This is a genomic window from Amycolatopsis sp. lyj-108 (assembly GCF_046549005.1).
Classification (GTDB): Bacteria; Actinomycetota; Actinomycetes; order Mycobacteriales; family Pseudonocardiaceae; genus Amycolatopsis.
The window spans coordinates 685,975-702,258 of sequence record NZ_JAJPWQ010000002.1 but is presented as its reverse complement, the minus strand read 5'-3'; the positions used below and the strand labels follow the sequence as shown (position 1 = coordinate 702,258).

The 16,284-nt window shown below is 69.2% G+C and carries 16 protein-coding genes; 2 read left to right on the top strand and 14 right to left on the bottom strand.

All coding sequences use genetic code 11. The annotated features are described in order from the left end of the window. Positions 1-65: 65 nt before the first annotated feature. The 8 genes from ACLJO0_RS09680 to ACLJO0_RS09645 form a co-directional block, all read right to left on the bottom strand. Positions 66-653, bottom strand: a complete 588-nt coding sequence (locus tag ACLJO0_RS09680) for a pentapeptide repeat-containing protein (protein ID WP_410577645.1) — start codon at positions 651-653, stop codon at positions 66-68. Positions 654-675: 22 nt separating this feature from the next. Further along, positions 676-1,743 carry a reverse transcriptase family protein gene (locus tag ACLJO0_RS09675; RefSeq protein ID WP_410577643.1) on the bottom strand — a complete coding sequence of 356 codons (1,068 nt, stop codon included), beginning with the start codon at positions 1,741-1,743 and terminating at the stop codon, positions 676-678. 139 nt (positions 1,744-1,882) lie between these two features. Further along, a complete protein-coding gene (locus ACLJO0_RS09670; protein ID WP_410577642.1) occupies positions 1,883-2,365 on the bottom strand; it encodes a VOC family protein in 483 nt (160 codons plus the stop codon). A gap of 67 nt (positions 2,366-2,432) precedes the next feature. Further along, positions 2,433-2,942 carry a hemerythrin domain-containing protein gene (locus ACLJO0_RS09665; protein WP_410577640.1) on the bottom strand — a complete coding sequence of 170 codons (510 nt, stop codon included), beginning with the start codon at positions 2,940-2,942 and terminating at the stop codon, positions 2,433-2,435. A 106-nt stretch (positions 2,943-3,048) separates the two neighbouring features. Further along, positions 3,049-6,402, bottom strand: coding sequence for an error-prone DNA polymerase (locus ACLJO0_RS09660; protein WP_410577638.1), 3,354 nt, complete (start codon positions 6,400-6,402; stop codon positions 3,049-3,051). Between the two features lie 3 nt (positions 6,403-6,405). Then, positions 6,406-6,558 carry a hypothetical protein gene (locus ACLJO0_RS09655; protein WP_410577637.1) on the bottom strand — a complete coding sequence of 51 codons (153 nt, stop codon included), beginning with the start codon at positions 6,556-6,558 and terminating at the stop codon, positions 6,406-6,408. A 2-nt stretch (positions 6,559-6,560) separates the two neighbouring features. Continuing rightward, complete coding sequence (locus tag ACLJO0_RS09650; protein ID WP_410577635.1) at positions 6,561-8,171, bottom strand: DNA polymerase Y family protein; 1,611 nt, start codon at positions 8,169-8,171, stop codon at positions 6,561-6,563. Further along, the gene (locus ACLJO0_RS09645; RefSeq protein ID WP_370309048.1) at positions 8,168-8,842 is read right to left on the bottom strand and encodes a hypothetical protein; all 675 of its coding nucleotides are present in this window, start codon (positions 8,840-8,842) and stop codon (positions 8,168-8,170) included. The genes ACLJO0_RS09650 and ACLJO0_RS09645 overlap by 4 nt, the downstream gene beginning before the upstream one ends. 229 nt (positions 8,843-9,071) lie before the next feature. On the opposite strand from ACLJO0_RS09645, the gene ACLJO0_RS09640 reads away from it, so the two are divergent. Next, a complete protein-coding gene (locus ACLJO0_RS09640; RefSeq protein WP_410577634.1) occupies positions 9,072-9,902 on the top strand; it encodes a hypothetical protein in 831 nt (276 codons plus the stop codon). Positions 9,903-9,945: 43 nt separating this feature from the next. Here ACLJO0_RS09640 and ACLJO0_RS09635 read toward each other — a convergent pair whose 3' ends face one another. Next, positions 9,946-10,077: a hypothetical protein gene (locus ACLJO0_RS09635; protein WP_410577633.1), complete on the bottom strand. Its 132-nt coding sequence runs from the start codon at positions 10,075-10,077 to the stop codon at positions 9,946-9,948. An 11-nt stretch (positions 10,078-10,088) separates the two neighbouring features. After that, positions 10,089-10,586: a pyridoxamine 5'-phosphate oxidase family protein gene (locus tag ACLJO0_RS09630; protein WP_410577631.1), complete on the bottom strand. Its 498-nt coding sequence runs from the start codon at positions 10,584-10,586 to the stop codon at positions 10,089-10,091. A gap of 182 nt (positions 10,587-10,768) precedes the next feature. Here ACLJO0_RS09630 and ACLJO0_RS09625 point away from each other — a divergent pair, with 182 nt between their 5' ends. Beyond that, positions 10,769-11,473 (top strand): SRPBCC domain-containing protein, encoded by a 705-nt coding sequence (locus ACLJO0_RS09625; protein WP_410577630.1) that lies wholly within the window; start codon positions 10,769-10,771, stop codon positions 11,471-11,473. Here ACLJO0_RS09625 and ACLJO0_RS09620 read toward each other — a convergent pair. The 4 genes from ACLJO0_RS09620 to ACLJO0_RS09605 form a co-directional block, all read right to left on the bottom strand. Then, on the bottom strand, positions 11,470-12,228 hold the full coding sequence (locus tag ACLJO0_RS09620) for a hypothetical protein (protein ID WP_410577629.1): 759 nt from the start codon (positions 12,226-12,228) through the stop codon (positions 11,470-11,472). The two genes, ACLJO0_RS09625 and ACLJO0_RS09620, sit on opposite strands and share 4 nt — an antisense overlap. A gap of 215 nt (positions 12,229-12,443) precedes the next feature. Further along, positions 12,444-14,006: a bifunctional phosphoribosylaminoimidazolecarboxamide formyltransferase/IMP cyclohydrolase gene (gene purH / locus ACLJO0_RS09615; RefSeq protein ID WP_410577627.1), complete on the bottom strand. Its 1,563-nt coding sequence runs from the start codon at positions 14,004-14,006 to the stop codon at positions 12,444-12,446. After that, on the bottom strand, positions 14,003-14,620 hold the full coding sequence (gene purN / locus ACLJO0_RS09610; protein ID WP_396565997.1) for a phosphoribosylglycinamide formyltransferase: 618 nt from the start codon (positions 14,618-14,620) through the stop codon (positions 14,003-14,005). Before purN ends, purH begins: the two co-directional genes overlap by 4 nt. Before the next feature lie 76 nt (positions 14,621-14,696). After that, positions 14,697-16,175 (bottom strand): DUF6350 family protein, encoded by a 1,479-nt coding sequence (locus ACLJO0_RS09605; RefSeq protein WP_410577626.1) that lies wholly within the window; start codon positions 16,173-16,175, stop codon positions 14,697-14,699. Positions 16,176-16,284: the final 109 nt, after the last annotated feature.

Genomic DNA, 16,284 nt, shown 5'->3' with positions numbered 1-16,284 from the left:
TTCTGCAATGAAAGGTCCTTTCCTCGCAAATTTTGCAAGGAAAGGACCTTTCATTGCACGCGAAGTCAGTGGATGACGAGGCCGTGCGCGGCGGCGTAGGCGACCGCGGTCTCGGTGTCCACGTGGACACCGGCGAGGTTCGCCTGCACCAGCCCGTTGGCGTCGAGCCGCGCGCCACGCAGGTCGGCGCCTTCGAGTTTCGCACCCGCCAGCCGGGCACCGGTGAGATCCGCACCTCGCAGGTCGGCACCGGTCAGATCCGCTTCGAGCAGGTTCGCCTCACGCAGTCGCAGGCCACCGAGGTCCACTTTGGACAGACGGGCCTTGCCGAGCGAGACCAGCGAGAGATCACATTCGGTGAAGGCGACCTTCTGGAACCGGCAGTCCACAAAGGACGATCCGAGCATCGAACAGGAGCTCCACCGCGTGCTCGCGAGCACACTGCGGTCGAAGGTGCACGACCGGAACGCCGATGCCTCGTGGCGCGAACCCTCGAAGTCGACCTTGGTGAAGTCACACTGGTCGAAGGTGCAGCCCTGGGTGCGCAGCCCACGCAGGTCGGCTTCGGTGAAATCACAGCCGACGAAACTGCGTTTTTCCCACCACTGCTCGGAAAGAACGGCTTCTCGGTAGTCCTCCGCGGTCTCGATCACCCGTCCAGGATCGCATACCCGCTCACGTCCAGGTGATCCCGTCGAACATCGCGCGCAGCTTCGCCGCCCGCGCCGGGGACGACGCGGCGATCCAGCCGATCCGGCCGAGCAGATGGGCGCGGAAGTCCGGATGCTCGGTCCGGTTCTGCTCCTCCGGGCCGGTTCGGACGCAGTTGTGCAGCAGTGCGCGCAGGGCGTCGTAGTCGGCGCGCGTCGCGGCGGGCGCACTGTTGACCACCAGGCCCGCGACCCGTTGCCGCTGATGCGCTCCGGCGATCGACGTCTTGTCGTCTCGCAGCCGGAAGCCCTCGCCGGTCACGATCCGCCGGACACCGGGCAGCAACCGGTGCAGTGGCAGGGAATCCCCGGAGAACGCCAGATCGTCGGCGTACCGCGTGTAGGCGGCGCCCAGTGCACGCGCGAGACCGTCGAGCCGCCGGTCGAGATGGTGCGTGACCGCGTTCGCGACCGAAGGCGACGACGGCGCGCCCTGCGGCAGATGCGTGGCCGCGAGGTTGTTCAGCAGCCGCAGGCGCGCCGGATCCCGCCGGCCCTCGGGCGCGGCGGCGAGGACATCGGGCGGAACGGCCGTGGTGAGCACACCCGCCAGCGCCTCCGCCACGGCGGGCGGATAACCCGCGAGGGCGAGCAGCGCCGAGATCCGGCGCGCGGACACCGTCGGGAAGAACCCTTCGAGGTCCATCCTGACCACGGTTTCCCGCCCGGCGTGCGGCGTGGCGCAGGACATCGCCGAACGTCCGCGCCGGAACCCGTGCGCCGCCTCGTGCACCGGCAGCGCCTCGACGACGTGCCGCACGATCCGGCGTTGCAGTTCGGCGATCCGCGGCTTCGGCCGCTCGATGAGCCGCACACCGCCCGAAGCGGTCGGGATCCAGCGGTAGGTGTAGTGCCGGATCGGCTCGGCCGCACGCCTGTTCCAGCCCTTCGCGTCGGCGAACCACGAGAGTTCGCCGGGCGTCAGGTCGAGGGCGGCGGCGCAGTCGTCGAAGTTCGCCCAACGGGCCACCTGGAATCGCCAGACCGGCATGGGTTCGAGGAGCGACGCGGAGGTGACTCTTTCTCCTGTCATCCGCGCGGACTCGCACGCGAAGCATGCCGCGCTCGCGCGGGGCGCCTTGTCTCGCTGTCTTCGTACTCCCCGGGGTTGCCCCGGAGTGGGTGGCGATCCACCGGCTCACCTCCGCGTCGCTATCGCCACCCTACCGACTTCAGCGACTGGGAATGATCTCCGTGCCGGAGACGTAGCGCATGGCCTCGATGAACTTCGGGTCGTTCATCCGGCGTTCCATCTCCGGGAAGTCGAGGTCGACCAGCCGGGTCTGGATCCACCACAGGTTGCCGAACGGGTCGCGGACCCGGCCGACGCGGTCGCCGAAGAAGAGTTCGGTCTGCCTCGTCACCTCTTCGGCGCCCGCCTCGACGGCCCGGCGCTGCGTCTCCACGCTGTCTTCGACGTAGAGCCGCAGGTACGCCGGAGTCTCGCCCCAGTTGTCCCGCGAGTCGAACAGCATGACGACCGAATCACCGATCCGGACCTCGGCGTGCCCGATCTTCCCGCCCTCGACGTACACCGGGTCACCCAGCGGCTCGGCGTCGAACACGCGCTTGAGGAAGTCGATCACGCCCGCGGTGTCGCGCGAGATGATCCACGGGGTGACCGAGTGGTAGCCGTCGGGGATCGGGTTGCTCATCAGGTTCTCCTCAGTCGTCGTGATGCGATGAGAAGAACGCTAAAGCCCGTATAGGACAGATCGTGTCCTAATGCGATTTCAGCAGGAAAGGCGGCTTTTTCTCCTGCCACTCGGGCATGTCCAGCGAGTTGAGCAACCCGACGATCCGCTTCTCCTCGTACCGGAAATGCGTTTCCATGATCGCCGTGAGCCCGTCCAGCTCCCGTTGGACGTGCAGGATCTCGTCCTGACTCGACCCGGGACCGACCCCGGCGACCAGCTCTTCGAGCCGTTCGATGATCCCGGTCATGACCTCGTGGTCGTGCGCGAGCTCTTCGAGCGACGGCCTCAGTTCGGGGAATTTCTCCGCCAGCACAAGGAAAGCGCCGCCGTCCTCGCCGGTGTGATGCCTGGTCAACGCCGAGCAGAAGGTGAGGCAATGCGCCCGGAGATCGCGCAGCCGCTCGGCGCGCCCGTCCGCGACCGAGCCGAGGTCGTCGTGCAACGCGGCCAGCTCTTTACGCAGCCAGTCGTGAACCTGAATGAGTTGATTTCCGAACGCCGTCAACCGGCCGTTCGTCCGAGAAGGGGTTTCCATGATTTCCCATGGTCCGGCGCCTCCATGCCCGCGACGGTCTCTTTGCCGGGTGCACTGCGACGCTGGAACAACTTCAGCACGACCGCCCGATGATCGTCAAGAGGGTTCAGTGGAAGTCACGGGACTTGGCGGTGATCCGCAGCGGCAGGTGCCGGATCTGTTCGGCGAGGACGTTCACCACCTCGCCGGTGCGCTCGACCACGCCCCGGATCAGCAGCGCGGGACTGCCGCGGGCGACCCGGTGATAGCGCTGCCACACCCCCATCGTGCAGATGATGTTGATCATCCCCGTCTCGTCTTCGAGGTTCAGGAAGGTGACGCCGCCCGCGGTCGCCGGCCGCTGGCGATGGGTCACCGCGCCTCCGGTCAGCACCCGGGTGCCGTGCGGGACCTCGCGCAGGCCCGCCGCCGTGACGACGCCGAGCTCGTCGAGGTGCTCGCGGATGAACTGGGTCGGGAAACTGTCCGGCGACACCCCGGTGGCCCAGACGTCCGCGGCCGCGACGTCGATTTCGTCCATGCCGGGCAACATCGGCGCCTTGACCCCGGTGGTGAGCCCGGGCAGTTTCTCCAGGCTTTCGTCGGCGACCGCACCCGCCGCCCAGAGCGCGCTCCGCCTGGTCTCGCCGAAACAACCGAACGCGCCCGCCGCCGCCAGCGCCTCGACCTGAGGTTTGGTCAGCCGTACCCGCCGGGCGACCTCGGCCAGGTCCGCGAACGGGCCGTCGCGTTCCCGTTCCTCGACGATCTTCTTCGCCAGCTTCTCGCCGATCATCCGCACAGTGGACAGGCCACCCCGCACGGCGAGCAGGTTTCCCCCTTCCGGCAAGGGTTCCAGCGTCGCGTGCGGGAGGCTCGCGTTGATGTCCGGGCCGAGCACCCGCACCCCGTGCCGCCGCGCGTCGGCGACCAGCGACTGCGGCGAATAGAACCCCATCGGCTGCGCGCGCAGCAAACCCGCCAGGAACGCGTCCGGGTGGTAGTACTTGAAGTACGCGCTAGCGAACACCAGCAGGGCGAAACTCAGCGCGTGACTCTCCGGGAAACCGAAGTTCGCGAACGCCTTGAGCTTGCCGAAGATCTTCTCTGCGAGCTCTCTCTCGATGTCGTTCTTCGCGGCACCTTCGAGGAAACGCCGTTTGAGCCGTTCCATCTTCTGCTCGGAACGTTTGGCCCCCATGGCGTGCCGCAGCTGATCCGCCTCCGCCGGGGTGAAATCGGCGACGTCGAGCGCGATCTGCATCATCTGTTCCTGGAACAACGGTACGCCGAGGGTCTTCTTCAGCGCGTTCTCCAGTGTCGGATGGTCGAAGTCCCATTTCTCCTGGCCGCTTTTCCGCCGGATGTAGGGATGCACCGAACCACCCTGGATCGGGCCGGGCCGGATGAGCGCGACCTCGACGGCCAGATCGTAGAACTTCTTGGGGCGCAAGCGAGGCAGGGTGGCCAGCTGCGCGCGGCTCTCCACCTGGAAGACGCCGATCGCGTCGGCGCGGCAGAGCATTTCGTAGACGTTCTGATCCTTGAGATCCAATTCGGAGATGTCGACCTCTTCCCCTTTGTGGTCACGAACAAGGTCGATCATATAATGCAGGGCCGACAACATTCCGAGGCCGAGCAGATCGAATTTGACCAGCCCGGCCGCGGCGCAGTCGTCCTTCTCCCACTGCACGACACTGCGATTCTCCATCCGGGCCCATTCGATCGGGACGACCTCGCTCACCGGCTGCTCGCAGATCACCATCCCGCCGGAATGGATACCCAGATGGCGCGGGAAGTCTTCGAGCGCGCAGGCGAGTTCCACGACCTCCTCGGGGATGTCGTGATCGTGGTCCTTTTCCGTGGCGCGCAACGCACCCCAGCGGTCGATCTGCTTGCTCCACGCGTCCTGCTGGCCGGGCGAGTACCCCAGCGCCCGCGCCGCGTCGCGGACCGCGGACCGGGCCCGGTAGGTGATCACGTTCGCCACCTGCGCGGTGTTCAGCCGCCCGTATTTCTCGTAGACGTACTGGATCGCCTCCTCACGGCGGTCGGATTCGATGTCGAGGTCGATGTCCGGGTAACCGTCGCGATCCGGGGCGAGGAACCGTTCGAAGAGCAGGCCGTAGCGCACGGCGTCGACCTTGGTGATGCCGAGCGCGTAGCAGACCGCCGAGTTCGCGGCCGATCCCCGGCCCTGACAGAGGATGTCCTTCTCCCGGCAGAACCGCACGATGTCCCAGACGATCAGGAAGTAGCCGGGGAAACCCAGTTCTTCGATGACCTCCAGTTCGTGGTCGATCAGCTTTTTGGCTTTTTCGCGGTACTCCTCGTCCTTGTTCTTCTCGTGCTCCTTCGCGCCTTTCCTGGTGAGGTACCGCAAGTAGGACGCTTCGGTGTGCCCCTTCGGAACGTCGAACGGCGGCAGCTTCGGCTTGATGTGGTGGAGTTCGAACGCGCACTCCCGACCGAGCAGCGCCGCCCGCTGCACCGCACCCGGATACCGCGCGAAGATCTCGGCCATTTCCTCCCCCGATCGCAGGAACGCCGTCCCCGCGGCGGGCAGCCAGCCCTCCATGTCCTCCAGGCCTCGCCGGGCGCGGATGGCGCTGAGCGCGTCGGCGAGCGGGGCCCGCTCCGGCCGGGCGTAATGCGCGGCCGTGGTCGCCACCGTCGGGAGCCCGAACTCCTTGGCCATTTCGCTCAACAGGTCGTTGTGCGTGCTGTCCAAGGGAAGGCTGTGGTCGATGAGCTCGACATAGACGTTTTCGCGGCCGAAGCAGTCGATGAGTTCCTTCAGTCTCTCGACCGCTGCGGCGGGGCCTTCGGTGACGAGTGCCTTGCGCACCGCGCCCTTGCGGCAACCGGTGAGCACGACGCACTTCCCGCGAACCTCTTCGGCGACCGCGCGCAGGTCGTAGACCGGTCTGCCCTTCTCCGCCCTTTCCTTCGGGGACAACGACTGCCTGTCGAAGCCGTACAGCTGACCGGCGGTGATCGCCCGGTTCAGGCTCAGGTAGCCGTCCTGTTGTTTGGCCAGCAAGAGCAGGTGCTCGCCCTCGGGATCGGCGAACCCGTTCTGCGGCCCGGACAGGCCGAAACTGAGCTCCGTGCCGAAGACGGTGTGCACACCCAGCTCCCGAGCCGCTTCGGCGAACCGCACCACGCCGTACATGCCGTCGTGATCGGTGAGCGCGATCGCGTCCAGGCCCAGCCGCGCGGCCTCTTCCACCAGTTCCTCGGGATGGCTCGCCCCGTCGAGGAAGCTGAAGTTCGAATGGCAGTGCAGTTCGGCGTACGGCACCCGGCGCGCGGTGGCCCCGTCGTCGTCACCGATCAGCCCGGACAGATCCGCGGGCGGCTGATAGCCCTCACGTTTGGCACTCCAAGCGGGGCTGTCGCCGCCGTCACCGGGCGGGACCTCGCCGGCGAGCTCACGGGCGAGGTCCTTCCACGGCCGCGGAGGGTTGTTCCAGCCCATCGGTCACCGGTTCTCGGTCGAGCTTCTCGGTGTGGGGACGAACACTTCCGCGCGCGGAACGCACGCCGCCCATGCGGTGTCCAACTCGGCACGCTGTACCGGGATGGCCGGTTCCTCCAGCCAGCGTCGCACCAGCCGCGTGTACTCCTCGTCCATGTTCAGTCGTACTTCCCTTCCAGTGTCCACATCGGATTCTTGTGGTGTTCGAAGCGGAGCAGCACCGCCTCCTCGGCGTCGGCCCCGTCGGCCAGCAGCACCTGCACCCGCATCCGGGTCCCCGACCGCGCGTGCCCCGCCCCGGCCCGGACGCCGACGAACCACGGCCCCGCCCAGGCGAGGACCTCGCGCGGCTCACCGCCCTCGAAGCTCACGAGGAACGGCGCGGCGCTGACCCGGCGCCGCGCGGTGATCTCCACGGCGTGCCCGTTCTCGTCCAGCACCTGAGCGGGAACCGGCGGTACGAACACCGTGGCCGGGGAAGGCGACGGGAGCCTCCCGGCCCAGTTCGCCTCCGCCTGCGCCGACTTCTCCCGCCTGTCGCCCCACGGCACCAGCCGGACCCGCTCGGCGGGATCGCGGCCGCCGTCGAGCACCGCGGTGAAGACGCTCTCCGGGCCGAGCAGGCCCTGCACCCGCACCAGCGCGCGGCCTGCCCGCTCATCGGACACGCCTTCGTCCTCTGTGGACGGACGCAGCACGCCCGACGCGCCCGCCTGCCACAACCCGAGCTGCAGCGACCGTCCTTCGACGGTCTCCTCCGGCTCCAGCCGCAGCCGCACGACGCCGGAATTGGGGCGGTCCTTGGCCTTCAGCCAGCCTTCGAACTGCCAGCGCACCCTGTCCGCGACCCCGAGCGGGGTCAGCGGTTCGGCGCACCGCCACACCCGGCCGAGTTGCTCACCGGTCTCGGTGGTCGCGTAGATGCCGAGCCTGGTGCAGGCCAGCCCGTGCGCGGCGAGCCCGGCGTGGAACCGTTCGCCGAGCCCTTTCGCCACGAACGCGGCGGCGTCGACCCGGTCGATCGGCGGGTCGAACGCCTTCGCCAGCGAGAGCTCCGGCGGCGGACGGCGGCGCGACGGCGGACGTTCGGACTTCCCTCGTGACAGCCGGTGCGCGAGCACACCCTCTGTCCCGAAACGCGCGGAAACGTCGCTTTCTTCGAGCGCCGCGAAGGCGCCCAGTGTGCGAAGGCCGAGCTGCTTGAGCAAGGTGACCAGCTCGGTCCGGCCGGCTTCGGGCTGGTCTAGTTCGCGGATGGGCAGCGGAGCCAGGAACTCCGCCGTCCCACCGGGCTCGACCAGCGTCGAACGACGGGCGGCGAGCGTCGCGGCGAACAGGCCGTCGGCGACGCCGACCTGGCTTTCCACCCCCGCCGCCACGGACACCTCGTCCACCAGCCGTTCCAGGAGGCCGTGCTCACCGCCGAAGTACCCGGCCGCGCCGTCGACCGGAACGGCGACGATCCCGGGGCGCACCACCTCGACACCGACGGCCAGCTCCTCCACCGCCCGTGCGACGGACTCGAAGAGCCGGGCGTCACGGCCGTCGTCCTCACCGAAGACCGCCAGCTCCGGGCAGCAGGACTGGGCCTCGCGCCGCCGCATCCCGCGGCGGACGCCGTATCCCCTGGCCACCGCGGTGCACGCGACCACGCGGTTCGCCGAGAAGACCGCGGCCGGGCGGCCGACGGGTTCACCGGCGACGGCCGCGGCGGCGACCGCCGGCCAGTCCGGGCACCACAGCACCAGCATGCGCACAGGCGGGTTCATGCCGTCCCCCACCTGGTCGCGGGGAAGTCGGCACGCTCGACTTCGCCCTCGCCGGTGAACCGCAGCAAGGCCGACATCGGCCGGGCGGCCGCACCCCGGCCACCGGCCCGCACCTCGACCTCACGGGCGCGCAGATGACCCGCGCCCCCTCCGTCAAAGCCGGTCCAGCTCGAACGGCGGCAGCTCAGCTCGACCTCCGCGCCGGGCCAGGACCCCAGCGAAAGCAGGACCGAACCACGGTTGCGCGCGCGGGCGGACAGCCGCCTCGCCACGTCGGGCCGGGCCAGCCCCGGACCGACGACCACGAGATCGAAGCCGTCGAGCAGAGCCGCGGTCACCGCCGGGAACTCGGCACCGGGGCGGGGGACCAGCGCCAGCCTGCCCACCTCGACCCCGAGTTCCGCGGCGGCGACCACCCCGAGCGCGGGCAGGCCGACCGCGACCGCCCACGCACCGCCGGCGGTCGCGGCGGCCAGCAGGGTGAGCATCAGTGACGTGGACCCCAGCACCGAAACGGTGCTCCCGCGCCGGAGCCCCGCGGCGGGCAGCAGACCGGACAACGCCGGGGACACCGGGAGCACCCTTCCCGTCGTCCTCGCGTGTTCGGCCGCGGAAGCCACGCCACTGGCCGTGCTCACTCCTGGCAAAGCCGCCAGCCTCGCCAACGGCAAGGCCCGTGCCTCGACCACCTCCGCTGTCAACGGACCCGCCTCCCCACGACATCTGGACCGTCCTTTGTGGACGGCACCGGACGCGCCGCGGGGAAGGCGGCACTTCGAACGCTTGTTCGATGACTCCAGTAGATCGGGCGGCGCAACGGTTGTCAAGCGAGCCGGGAACGATCACCGGACCTGTCACGTCCGATACCGGGAATCCCCTTGGCAGGAAAGGAAACCCGCAGTGGACGACGCTTGGCCCGAGACGGTGAACGGCTGGGAACTCGCCAGGGAGGGCCATCTCGAGAACTACCGCAAGCGCCTGGCCAACAAGGTCACGGTCACCGCGATCTGGGAGAACGGCACCGGAAGGGGCCGGCTGGACGCCCGCACCGAGCCGCTGGGCGGCGGACGGACCCTGACCAGCAGCCGCAAGGACTTCCGGGACAAGGACGCGTTCTGGACCGCCGCGACCTGCGTGCTGGAGATGGCCGCGAACCTGCCGTCGCTGGGCTGGGGCACGAGCCCGGCGGACTCGGCGCTGGCCGGGACCATGGCGGGCATGGTCGAAGCGGAACCCGGCACCAGCGGCTACCCGGAAGCGGAACTGACGTTCACGTTGACCGACGGGCACACCGTGACGCTGTTCATGACCGACGAGCAGGCCTTCGACCTGAGCAACGCGATCTCGCGGCTCGACCACCACGTGTGGTCCGAAGAACGCGAAGACGACGAAGAAGACGAGGACGACTTTGACGACGAGGACTTCGATGACGACGAGCCCGTTGTCGAAGAGGTGCCCGAGGTCGGCGAAGTCCACTCCGGCCCGGACACCGGGCATGACCTGGTCACCCTGCTGGATGACCGGTTCGGGGTCACCGAGGACGACCTGCTGGCGCACGTCGACTGGTCCGCGCTCATCGTGGTGGGGGAACCCGCGGTGAGCTCCCTCATCGAACGAGGGGACGAACTGACCGCCGCGGTCGCTCCGAGGTGGTATCCGGTCGTCGCGGACCGGCCCGGCGAGCGCTGGGTCGTCCTGAAGCGCACGGGTCTGCGCTACCACGGGGAGTGAGAGCCTCGTGAGTGGCGTTTCGGGTTCCAAGCCGAAACGCCACTCACGACACCGGACCGTCAGGCCGCCCGAGGAAGCGGCGCCGGGTGGTACCGCCGGAAACCAGGCGCGACCAGCGGCCGGTCGCGTACCGGCAGTGACCGCCCCGGTTCACGAACAGCTGCCGGAGAGCCATGACAGTTCCTTTCAGACGCTCTGACGCGCTGCCTGCCGGCGCAGGAGCTCTTCGACGGCGGAGGGAAGGGTGGTCTCGAAGTCGATGAGCTTGACCCAGGTCGGCGTCACCACGACACGGACCATGCCGTCGTAAAGCGACCGCACGTTCGCCTCCCACTCGACCCGCTGCTCGGGCGTCATCTCGTAGGTGCCGTTCCACTGCATGTACTCGTCGGGGATGCCGTCGACGTGGTCCAGCTCGACGGTGCCGCGGATGAGCAGGATCTTCGGCGGGTGGGATTCGGTGTCGATCGTCAGCGCGACGGCGGGATTGCGGCGAAGCGCCGGCAACTTCTGCGCGTTCGTCGGGGTGCACAGGACGATCTCCTTGCCGTTCCAGTGGATGCCGATCGGGATCGACCGCGGCGTGCCGTTGAGCGCGGTGTAGGCCAGCCGGGCCAGGTCGCGGGCCAGGAGCTCCTGGCTGAGCGGGCGGTTCAGGATCTCGTCGATCGTGCTCTGCCGCATGTCGCTCTCCTCGGGTCACTGCCTTCGCGGACACCCCAGGGACGCCGCCATCCTCCAGACCTCGACACCTCCAGAATGTGACCTGCGTCACGTCGACTTTAGCGGGCAAAACGCGATCCGTTTGTCGAAACGGCCCCCGGCCAGGCGTCGCTCTCTTGAAGGCATACGAGAGAGGAACAGCCATGACGAAGGAATCCGAGGTCCGCTTCGAGGGCTTCCTGCCCACCACGCCCGCCGACACCTGGGCCGCGATCACCACGGGCAGCGGCGGCTGGCTCTGGCCGATCCGGTACGAGCCCCGCGACGGCGGCACCGAATCCGGCCTCACCCCGAACGGCGGCATGGTGACCGTCTGGAAGCCGTCACAGCACTTCGTCACCTACGCCGAAGACGAGAACGGCTGGTTCAACACGCTCGAGTACGTCCTCGAACCGAAGGACGGCGGCACGTACCTGCGCTACGAGCACACCACGGTCCTCGACGACTGGGACGTCGAATACGACGCGTGCGAGCAGCACACGTCGTTCTACTACCACTCGCTGGGCGAGTACCTGACGCACTTCAACCGACGTCAGGCGAAGTACTTCAAGACCGACGCGCCCGAAGCGTCCAAGGCTCCGGAAGCGTTCGAGGCCGTGCGGGCGGCCCTCGGCGCGACGGCCGTCGGCGACCGGGTGTACCTGGAAGTCCCTGGCGTCGAAGGCGTCGTCGACTACCTGACGCCGGCCTTCATCGGCGTCCGGACCGAAGACGCGCTGTACCGCTTCTACGGCCGGAACGTCTGGGGCTGGCCTGTCGGCATCGGACACCACCTGTTCGCCGAAGACGCCGACGCGGACAAGGCCGAGAAGGCGTGGACCACCTGGCTGAACGGCCTGTACGGCTAGCGGGGCAGTTTCTTCGCGATCTCGGCGCCGACGGACTTCGCCGCTTCGGCGGACTCTGCCGGCGGGATCGGCGAGTTCGTGAAGAACCCCTTGTCCCAGCCCTTGTAGGTGACGATGACGACGTACACACCCTGGGAGTACCGCAGCTCGGCGCCGCTGAAGGCGCTGTCGGTGTCCAGGGTGACGAGGACCGCCTTCTTCCCGATGCCCTGCACCTGCTGCTGACGTTCGGACGGCGCGGCCGATCCGACGGAAGACTCCGCCGCGCGTTTCTCGGCGTCCGGCCCCTCGTGGCGGTACACCGTGATCTGGAGGGAACGGTCGTGGACGTTGTCGCTCTCCGGCGGCAGCCAGGAACAGCCGTACTGCTTGATGACGGTCTTGCCCGCTTTGATCTCGTTCTCGCGGACGCCTTGGTAGCTGGTGGTGAACGTCTTGTTCAGGAGCTCCGGGGAGACCTGGCACTCGGCGGGCGGCTGCTGCGAGACCGGTGCCTTGCCGACCGACGAGTAGTACTCCGACGCGAAGATTCCGCCGGGGATGCCGAGCCCGAGCAGGACGACGCCGCCCACGATCAGGCCGACGATCAGCCCGGTCTTCTTCTTGGGCGGCTGCCCGTAGCCGGGCGGGCCGTAACCGGGAGGTGGGCCGTAGCCGGGCTGGGGCGGGCCGTAACTCGGCTGCTGTCCGTAGCCCTGCCCAGGTGGCGGGCCGAAACCCGGCCCCTGGCCGTACCCCTGCGGTGGCTGGTGCACCGATCCTCCCCCTACCGATTCACGTACGTCCGGATCGCGTTCAGCGGGCTGAACGCGATCCGCGGCCAGCATGGCACGACGGCCGCGGCCGGGCACCGGGAACGCCCGCAGATCGCGATTAGGGGGCTGAACGCAAGTCCGGGCCGGAGCGCGATTAGGGGGCTAAACGCAAGTCCGGGCCAGATCGCGTTTAGCCCCCTAAAAGCGACTCGGCGTCAGTGGGCGAAGTGGCGCGTGCCGGTCAGGTACAGGGTGACCCCGGCGGCCTCGGCGGCGGCGATGACCTCGGCGTCGCGGATCGAGCCGCCCGGCTGGACGACGGCGCGGACGCCGGCCTCGAGCAGGACCTCAAGCCCGTCCGGGAACGGGAAGAAGGCGTCCGAAGCGGCGACGGAGCCCTTCGCCCGGTCGCCCGCACGCGAGACCGCGAGCCGCGAGGAGTCGACCCGGTTGACCTGGCCCATGCCGACGCCGACGGTCGCGCCGTCGTTCGCCAGCAGGATCGCGTTCGATTTCACCGCGCGCAGCGAACGCCACGCGAACTCGAGGTCGGCCAGCGTCCGCTCGTCGGCGGGCGCGCCGGTGGCCAGCGTCCAGTTCGCCGGGTCGTCGCCCTCGGCGGCGATCGTGTCGACGGTCTGCACCAGCATGCCGCCGGAGATCGGCCGGAACTCGATCGGATCCGGCGACTCGATCGCGGGCAGCTTCAGCAGCCGCACGTTCTTCTTGCGCTGCAGGATCTCCAGCGCCTCGGCGTCGAAGTCCGGCGCCAGGACGACCTCGGTGAACACCTCGGAGATCTGCTCGGCGGCCTCGCGGCTCACCGGCCGGTTGGTCGCGATCACCCCGCCGTAGGCCGAAACCGGGTCGCACGCGTGCGCCTTCCGGTGTGCCTCGGCGATGTCCTCGCCGACGGCGATCCCGCACGGGTTGGCGTGCTTGATGATCGCGACGGCCGGGGCTTCGAAGTCGTAGGCGGCTCGGCGCGCGGCGTCGGTGTCGACGTAGTTGTTGTACGACATGGCCTTGCCGTGCAGCTGTTCCGCGTGCGCGAGGCCCGGCCGCCCGTGCTTGTACAGCGCGGCCTTCTGGTGCGGGTTCTCGCCGTAGCGCAGCACGTCGCCGCGCTCCCACGAAGCGCCGGTGAAGTCCGGGAAGCCGGAGTCGTCCGCGGGCGCGTAGACGTTGGCGAACCACGAGGCGACGGCGGTGTCATACGACGCGGTGTGCGCGTAGGCCTGCGCGGCGAGCCGCTTGCGATCGGCCAGCTCGAAACCACCGGCGGCGACGCGGTCCAGCACCCACTCGTAGCGTGAAGGGTCGACCACGACGGCGACGCTGTTGTGGTTCTTCGCCGCGGCGCGCACCATCGCCGGGCCGCCGATGTCGATGTTCTCGACACAGTCCTCCGGGCTCGCGCCCGAGGCGACGGTCTGCGTGAACGGGTACAGGTTGACCACGAGCAGGTCGAACGGCGCGATGTCGAGCTGCTTGAGCTGCTCGACGTGCTCCGGACGGTCGCGGTCGGCGAGCAGGCCCGCGTGCACGCGCGGGTGCAGCGTCTTGACCCGGCCGTCGAGGGACTCCGGGAACCCGGTGACCTGCTCGACCGGCGTCACCGGCACCCCGGCGTTCGCGATGACCTTCGCCGTTCCGCCGGTCGACACGATCTCGACACCGGCCGCGTGCAGCCCGGTGGCGAGTTCGAGCAGGCCTGCCTTGTCGGAGACGCCGATCAGCGCGCGCCGGACGGGACGCTGTCCCTGTGCGGTACTCACGAAAACCTCACCTTTCGTCCCTCGACCGCGCACCCGCTCCGGCCGAGCTTTTCGATCGTTTCCACCAGGAGCCTGCGTTCCACGGCCTTGATCCGCTCGTGCAGGACGTCTTCGTCGTCGTCGGGCTCCACGATCACCGGCTCCTGCGCGATGATCGGCCCGGTGTCGACTCCGGCGTCGACGAAATGCACCGTCGACCCGGTGACCTTGACGGCCATCGCCAGCGCGTCGGCCACGGCGTGCGCGCCGGGGAACGACGGCAGCAACGCCGGATGCGTGTTGATCACGCGGCCGGGGAACCGCGCGAGGAATTCGGCGCCGAGGATCTTCATGAACCCCGCCGAGACGACCAGGTCCGGCTGGTAGGCGGCGACGGCTTCGGTGATCGCCTTGTCCCACGCCGCGCGGTCCGGATGGTCGGCCATCCGCACGGTGAACGACGGCACGCCCGCGTGTTCGGCCCGGGTGAGCGCCGCGATCCCGGCGCGGTCCGCTCCGACGGCCACCACCTTCGCCGGGAAGTTCGGTTTTTCGACCGCGTCAAGCACGGCCTGCAGCAGCGTGCCGGAACCGGACGCGAGGACGACGAGCTTCACCGGAGTGGGCAGGTCCAACCGACTAGCCAGAACGGGCTCCTTGCCACGGCGGTACGCACTCGGGCGTACGGCGCTTCACCTGGTCGCGACAACCCTAACGGTCGTCGCCGGGGGCACTTTCGTCGCCGGACCCGTCGGTGGACTCGGTCACAGCGTCGTCGACGGCACCGTCCTGCTCGGGCTCGGTTTCTGGCTCTGGTTCAGGCTCGGTTTCGGCCTCGGGTTCCGCCGGGGTCTCGTCGACGTCCTCCGCCGCTTCTTCGACCTCTTCGGCCTCTTCGCCCGCTTCGGCTTCGGTTTCCTCTGCGAGTTCGTCGTCTTCGGGCTCGACGGCTGCTTCTTCGGCTTCGGCGATGTCTTCGGGTTCACCCGGTGGTTCGGGAGCCTCGTGCGGTCCGGCGAAGAACGCGACGAACCCGCCGGGGACGACGATCCAGCAGAACGCGATCACCGACGCGACCCCGACCGGCACGCTGACCGGGTCGAACGGCCCGTCGCCGAGCCTTCCGCCGGACAAGGTCCCGAGGATGACGCAGCCGAACGCGACGAGGGCGCCCGCGACGGCGACCGCCCGCATCCGCAGCATCGGGTCTTCGTCGATCGCGCGGATCCGCCAGCCGACCACCGCACCGACCAGCGCGGGCAGGAGCAGCAACGCCGGCCACCAGACCGCGTGGTGCGACGGGATCCCCGCCAGCACCGGCACCCCTGGCAGCTTGCCTTCCTGGTAGCCGAACATGCCGACGGTCACCGAGCCGATCGAGAAGCCCGGCCCGGTGGTGAACGACAGCGCGGCGACGACCGCGTTCGGCAGGTACGCCACGGAGAGCACGAACATGCCGAGGCTCGCGCCGAAGCCCGGCTCGAACAGACTGTCCACAGTGGACCAAGAGAGCGCGGTCGCCGCGGTGAACACCACCGCGCCACAGGCGATCAACGCGGCGAGGCCGAGCGCACCCGCCCGCAGGCCGTGGACGGCGACCGGGTCGAACCGGTCCCGCACCGAGGCCGGAAGCCCGCAGACCCTGGCGATTCCCGCGACGGCGGCGAGTCCGGCGAGGAGCCCCGGCACGCAGAACGCGGTCAGCGGGTTCACCCCGATCGGCGATCCGCCCGCCATCAGGGCGATGAGCACACCGAACAACGCGTGCGCCCCGGCTATCACCGTCACCACCGGGACGGCGTCCGCCGGAGTCCGTCCGCCGAGGCGACGGGCGGCGCGCTCGGCCGTCCTTGCCGCGAGCCATCCGACGACGAGCGTCGGCAGCAGCGGCAGCACGCCGAGCGGATGACCGCCGAGTTCGAGTTCCACCTGCCACGAAGCGAGCCAGCCCGGGCCGGCGGCGAGCAGCGCTCCGGTGGCGGAGAACCGGGACCGGTCGGCCGCGAACGACACCACGGCGAGGACGGCCACGACGGCGGTGTAGGAGGAAAGCAGGGGTGCGCAGGCCGCGGCGAGCAACACACGAACCCGCTTCGCCCTGGACACCTCCGGCTCGGGGACGAGGTCGCTCACCGGCTCTTCGCCCGACGGGCGTTCGTCGCGGGTGAGCAGCTTCATGATCCGCACCATGACATCCGGACTGGGCCGTCCGGGTGAGGCACGCCGCCACCGGACAGCGCACGTGGCCCAACCCACCCGGTCGGGTAACCCGGAAAAACGAAACACCCGCCGTGACACG

What these genes read in the sequence shown, in the direction of transcription:
- ACLJO0_RS09675 (WP_410577643.1), bottom strand. Translation starts at nt 1,743, where the DNA reads ATGACAGGAGAAAGAGTCACCTCCGCGTCGCTCCTCGAACCCATGCCG.
- ACLJO0_RS09670 (WP_410577642.1), bottom strand. Translation starts at nt 2,365, where the DNA reads ATGAGCAACCCGATCCCCGACGGCTACCACTCGGTCACCCCGTGGATC.
- ACLJO0_RS09665 (WP_410577640.1), bottom strand. Translation starts at nt 2,942, where the DNA reads ATGGAAACCCCTTCTCGGACGAACGGCCGGTTGACGGCGTTCGGAAAT.
- ACLJO0_RS09660 (WP_410577638.1), bottom strand. Translation starts at nt 6,402, where the DNA reads ATGGGCTGGAACAACCCTCCGCGGCCGTGGAAGGACCTCGCCCGTGAG.
- ACLJO0_RS09655 (WP_410577637.1), bottom strand. Translation starts at nt 6,558, where the DNA reads ATGGACGAGGAGTACACGCGGCTGGTGCGACGCTGGCTGGAGGAACCG.
- ACLJO0_RS09650 (WP_410577635.1), bottom strand. Translation starts at nt 8,171, where the DNA reads ATGAACCCGCCTGTGCGCATGCTGGTGCTGTGGTGCCCGGACTGGCCG.
- ACLJO0_RS09635 (WP_410577633.1), bottom strand. Translation starts at nt 10,077, where the DNA reads ATGGCTCTCCGGCAGCTGTTCGTGAACCGGGGCGGTCACTGCCGGTAC.
- ACLJO0_RS09630 (WP_410577631.1), bottom strand. Translation starts at nt 10,586, where the DNA reads ATGCGGCAGAGCACGATCGACGAGATCCTGAACCGCCCGCTCAGCCAG.
- ACLJO0_RS09625 (WP_410577630.1), top strand. Translation starts at nt 10,769, where the DNA reads ATGACGAAGGAATCCGAGGTCCGCTTCGAGGGCTTCCTGCCCACCACG.
- ACLJO0_RS09605 (WP_410577626.1), bottom strand. Translation starts at nt 16,175, where the DNA reads ATGGTGCGGATCATGAAGCTGCTCACCCGCGACGAACGCCCGTCGGGC.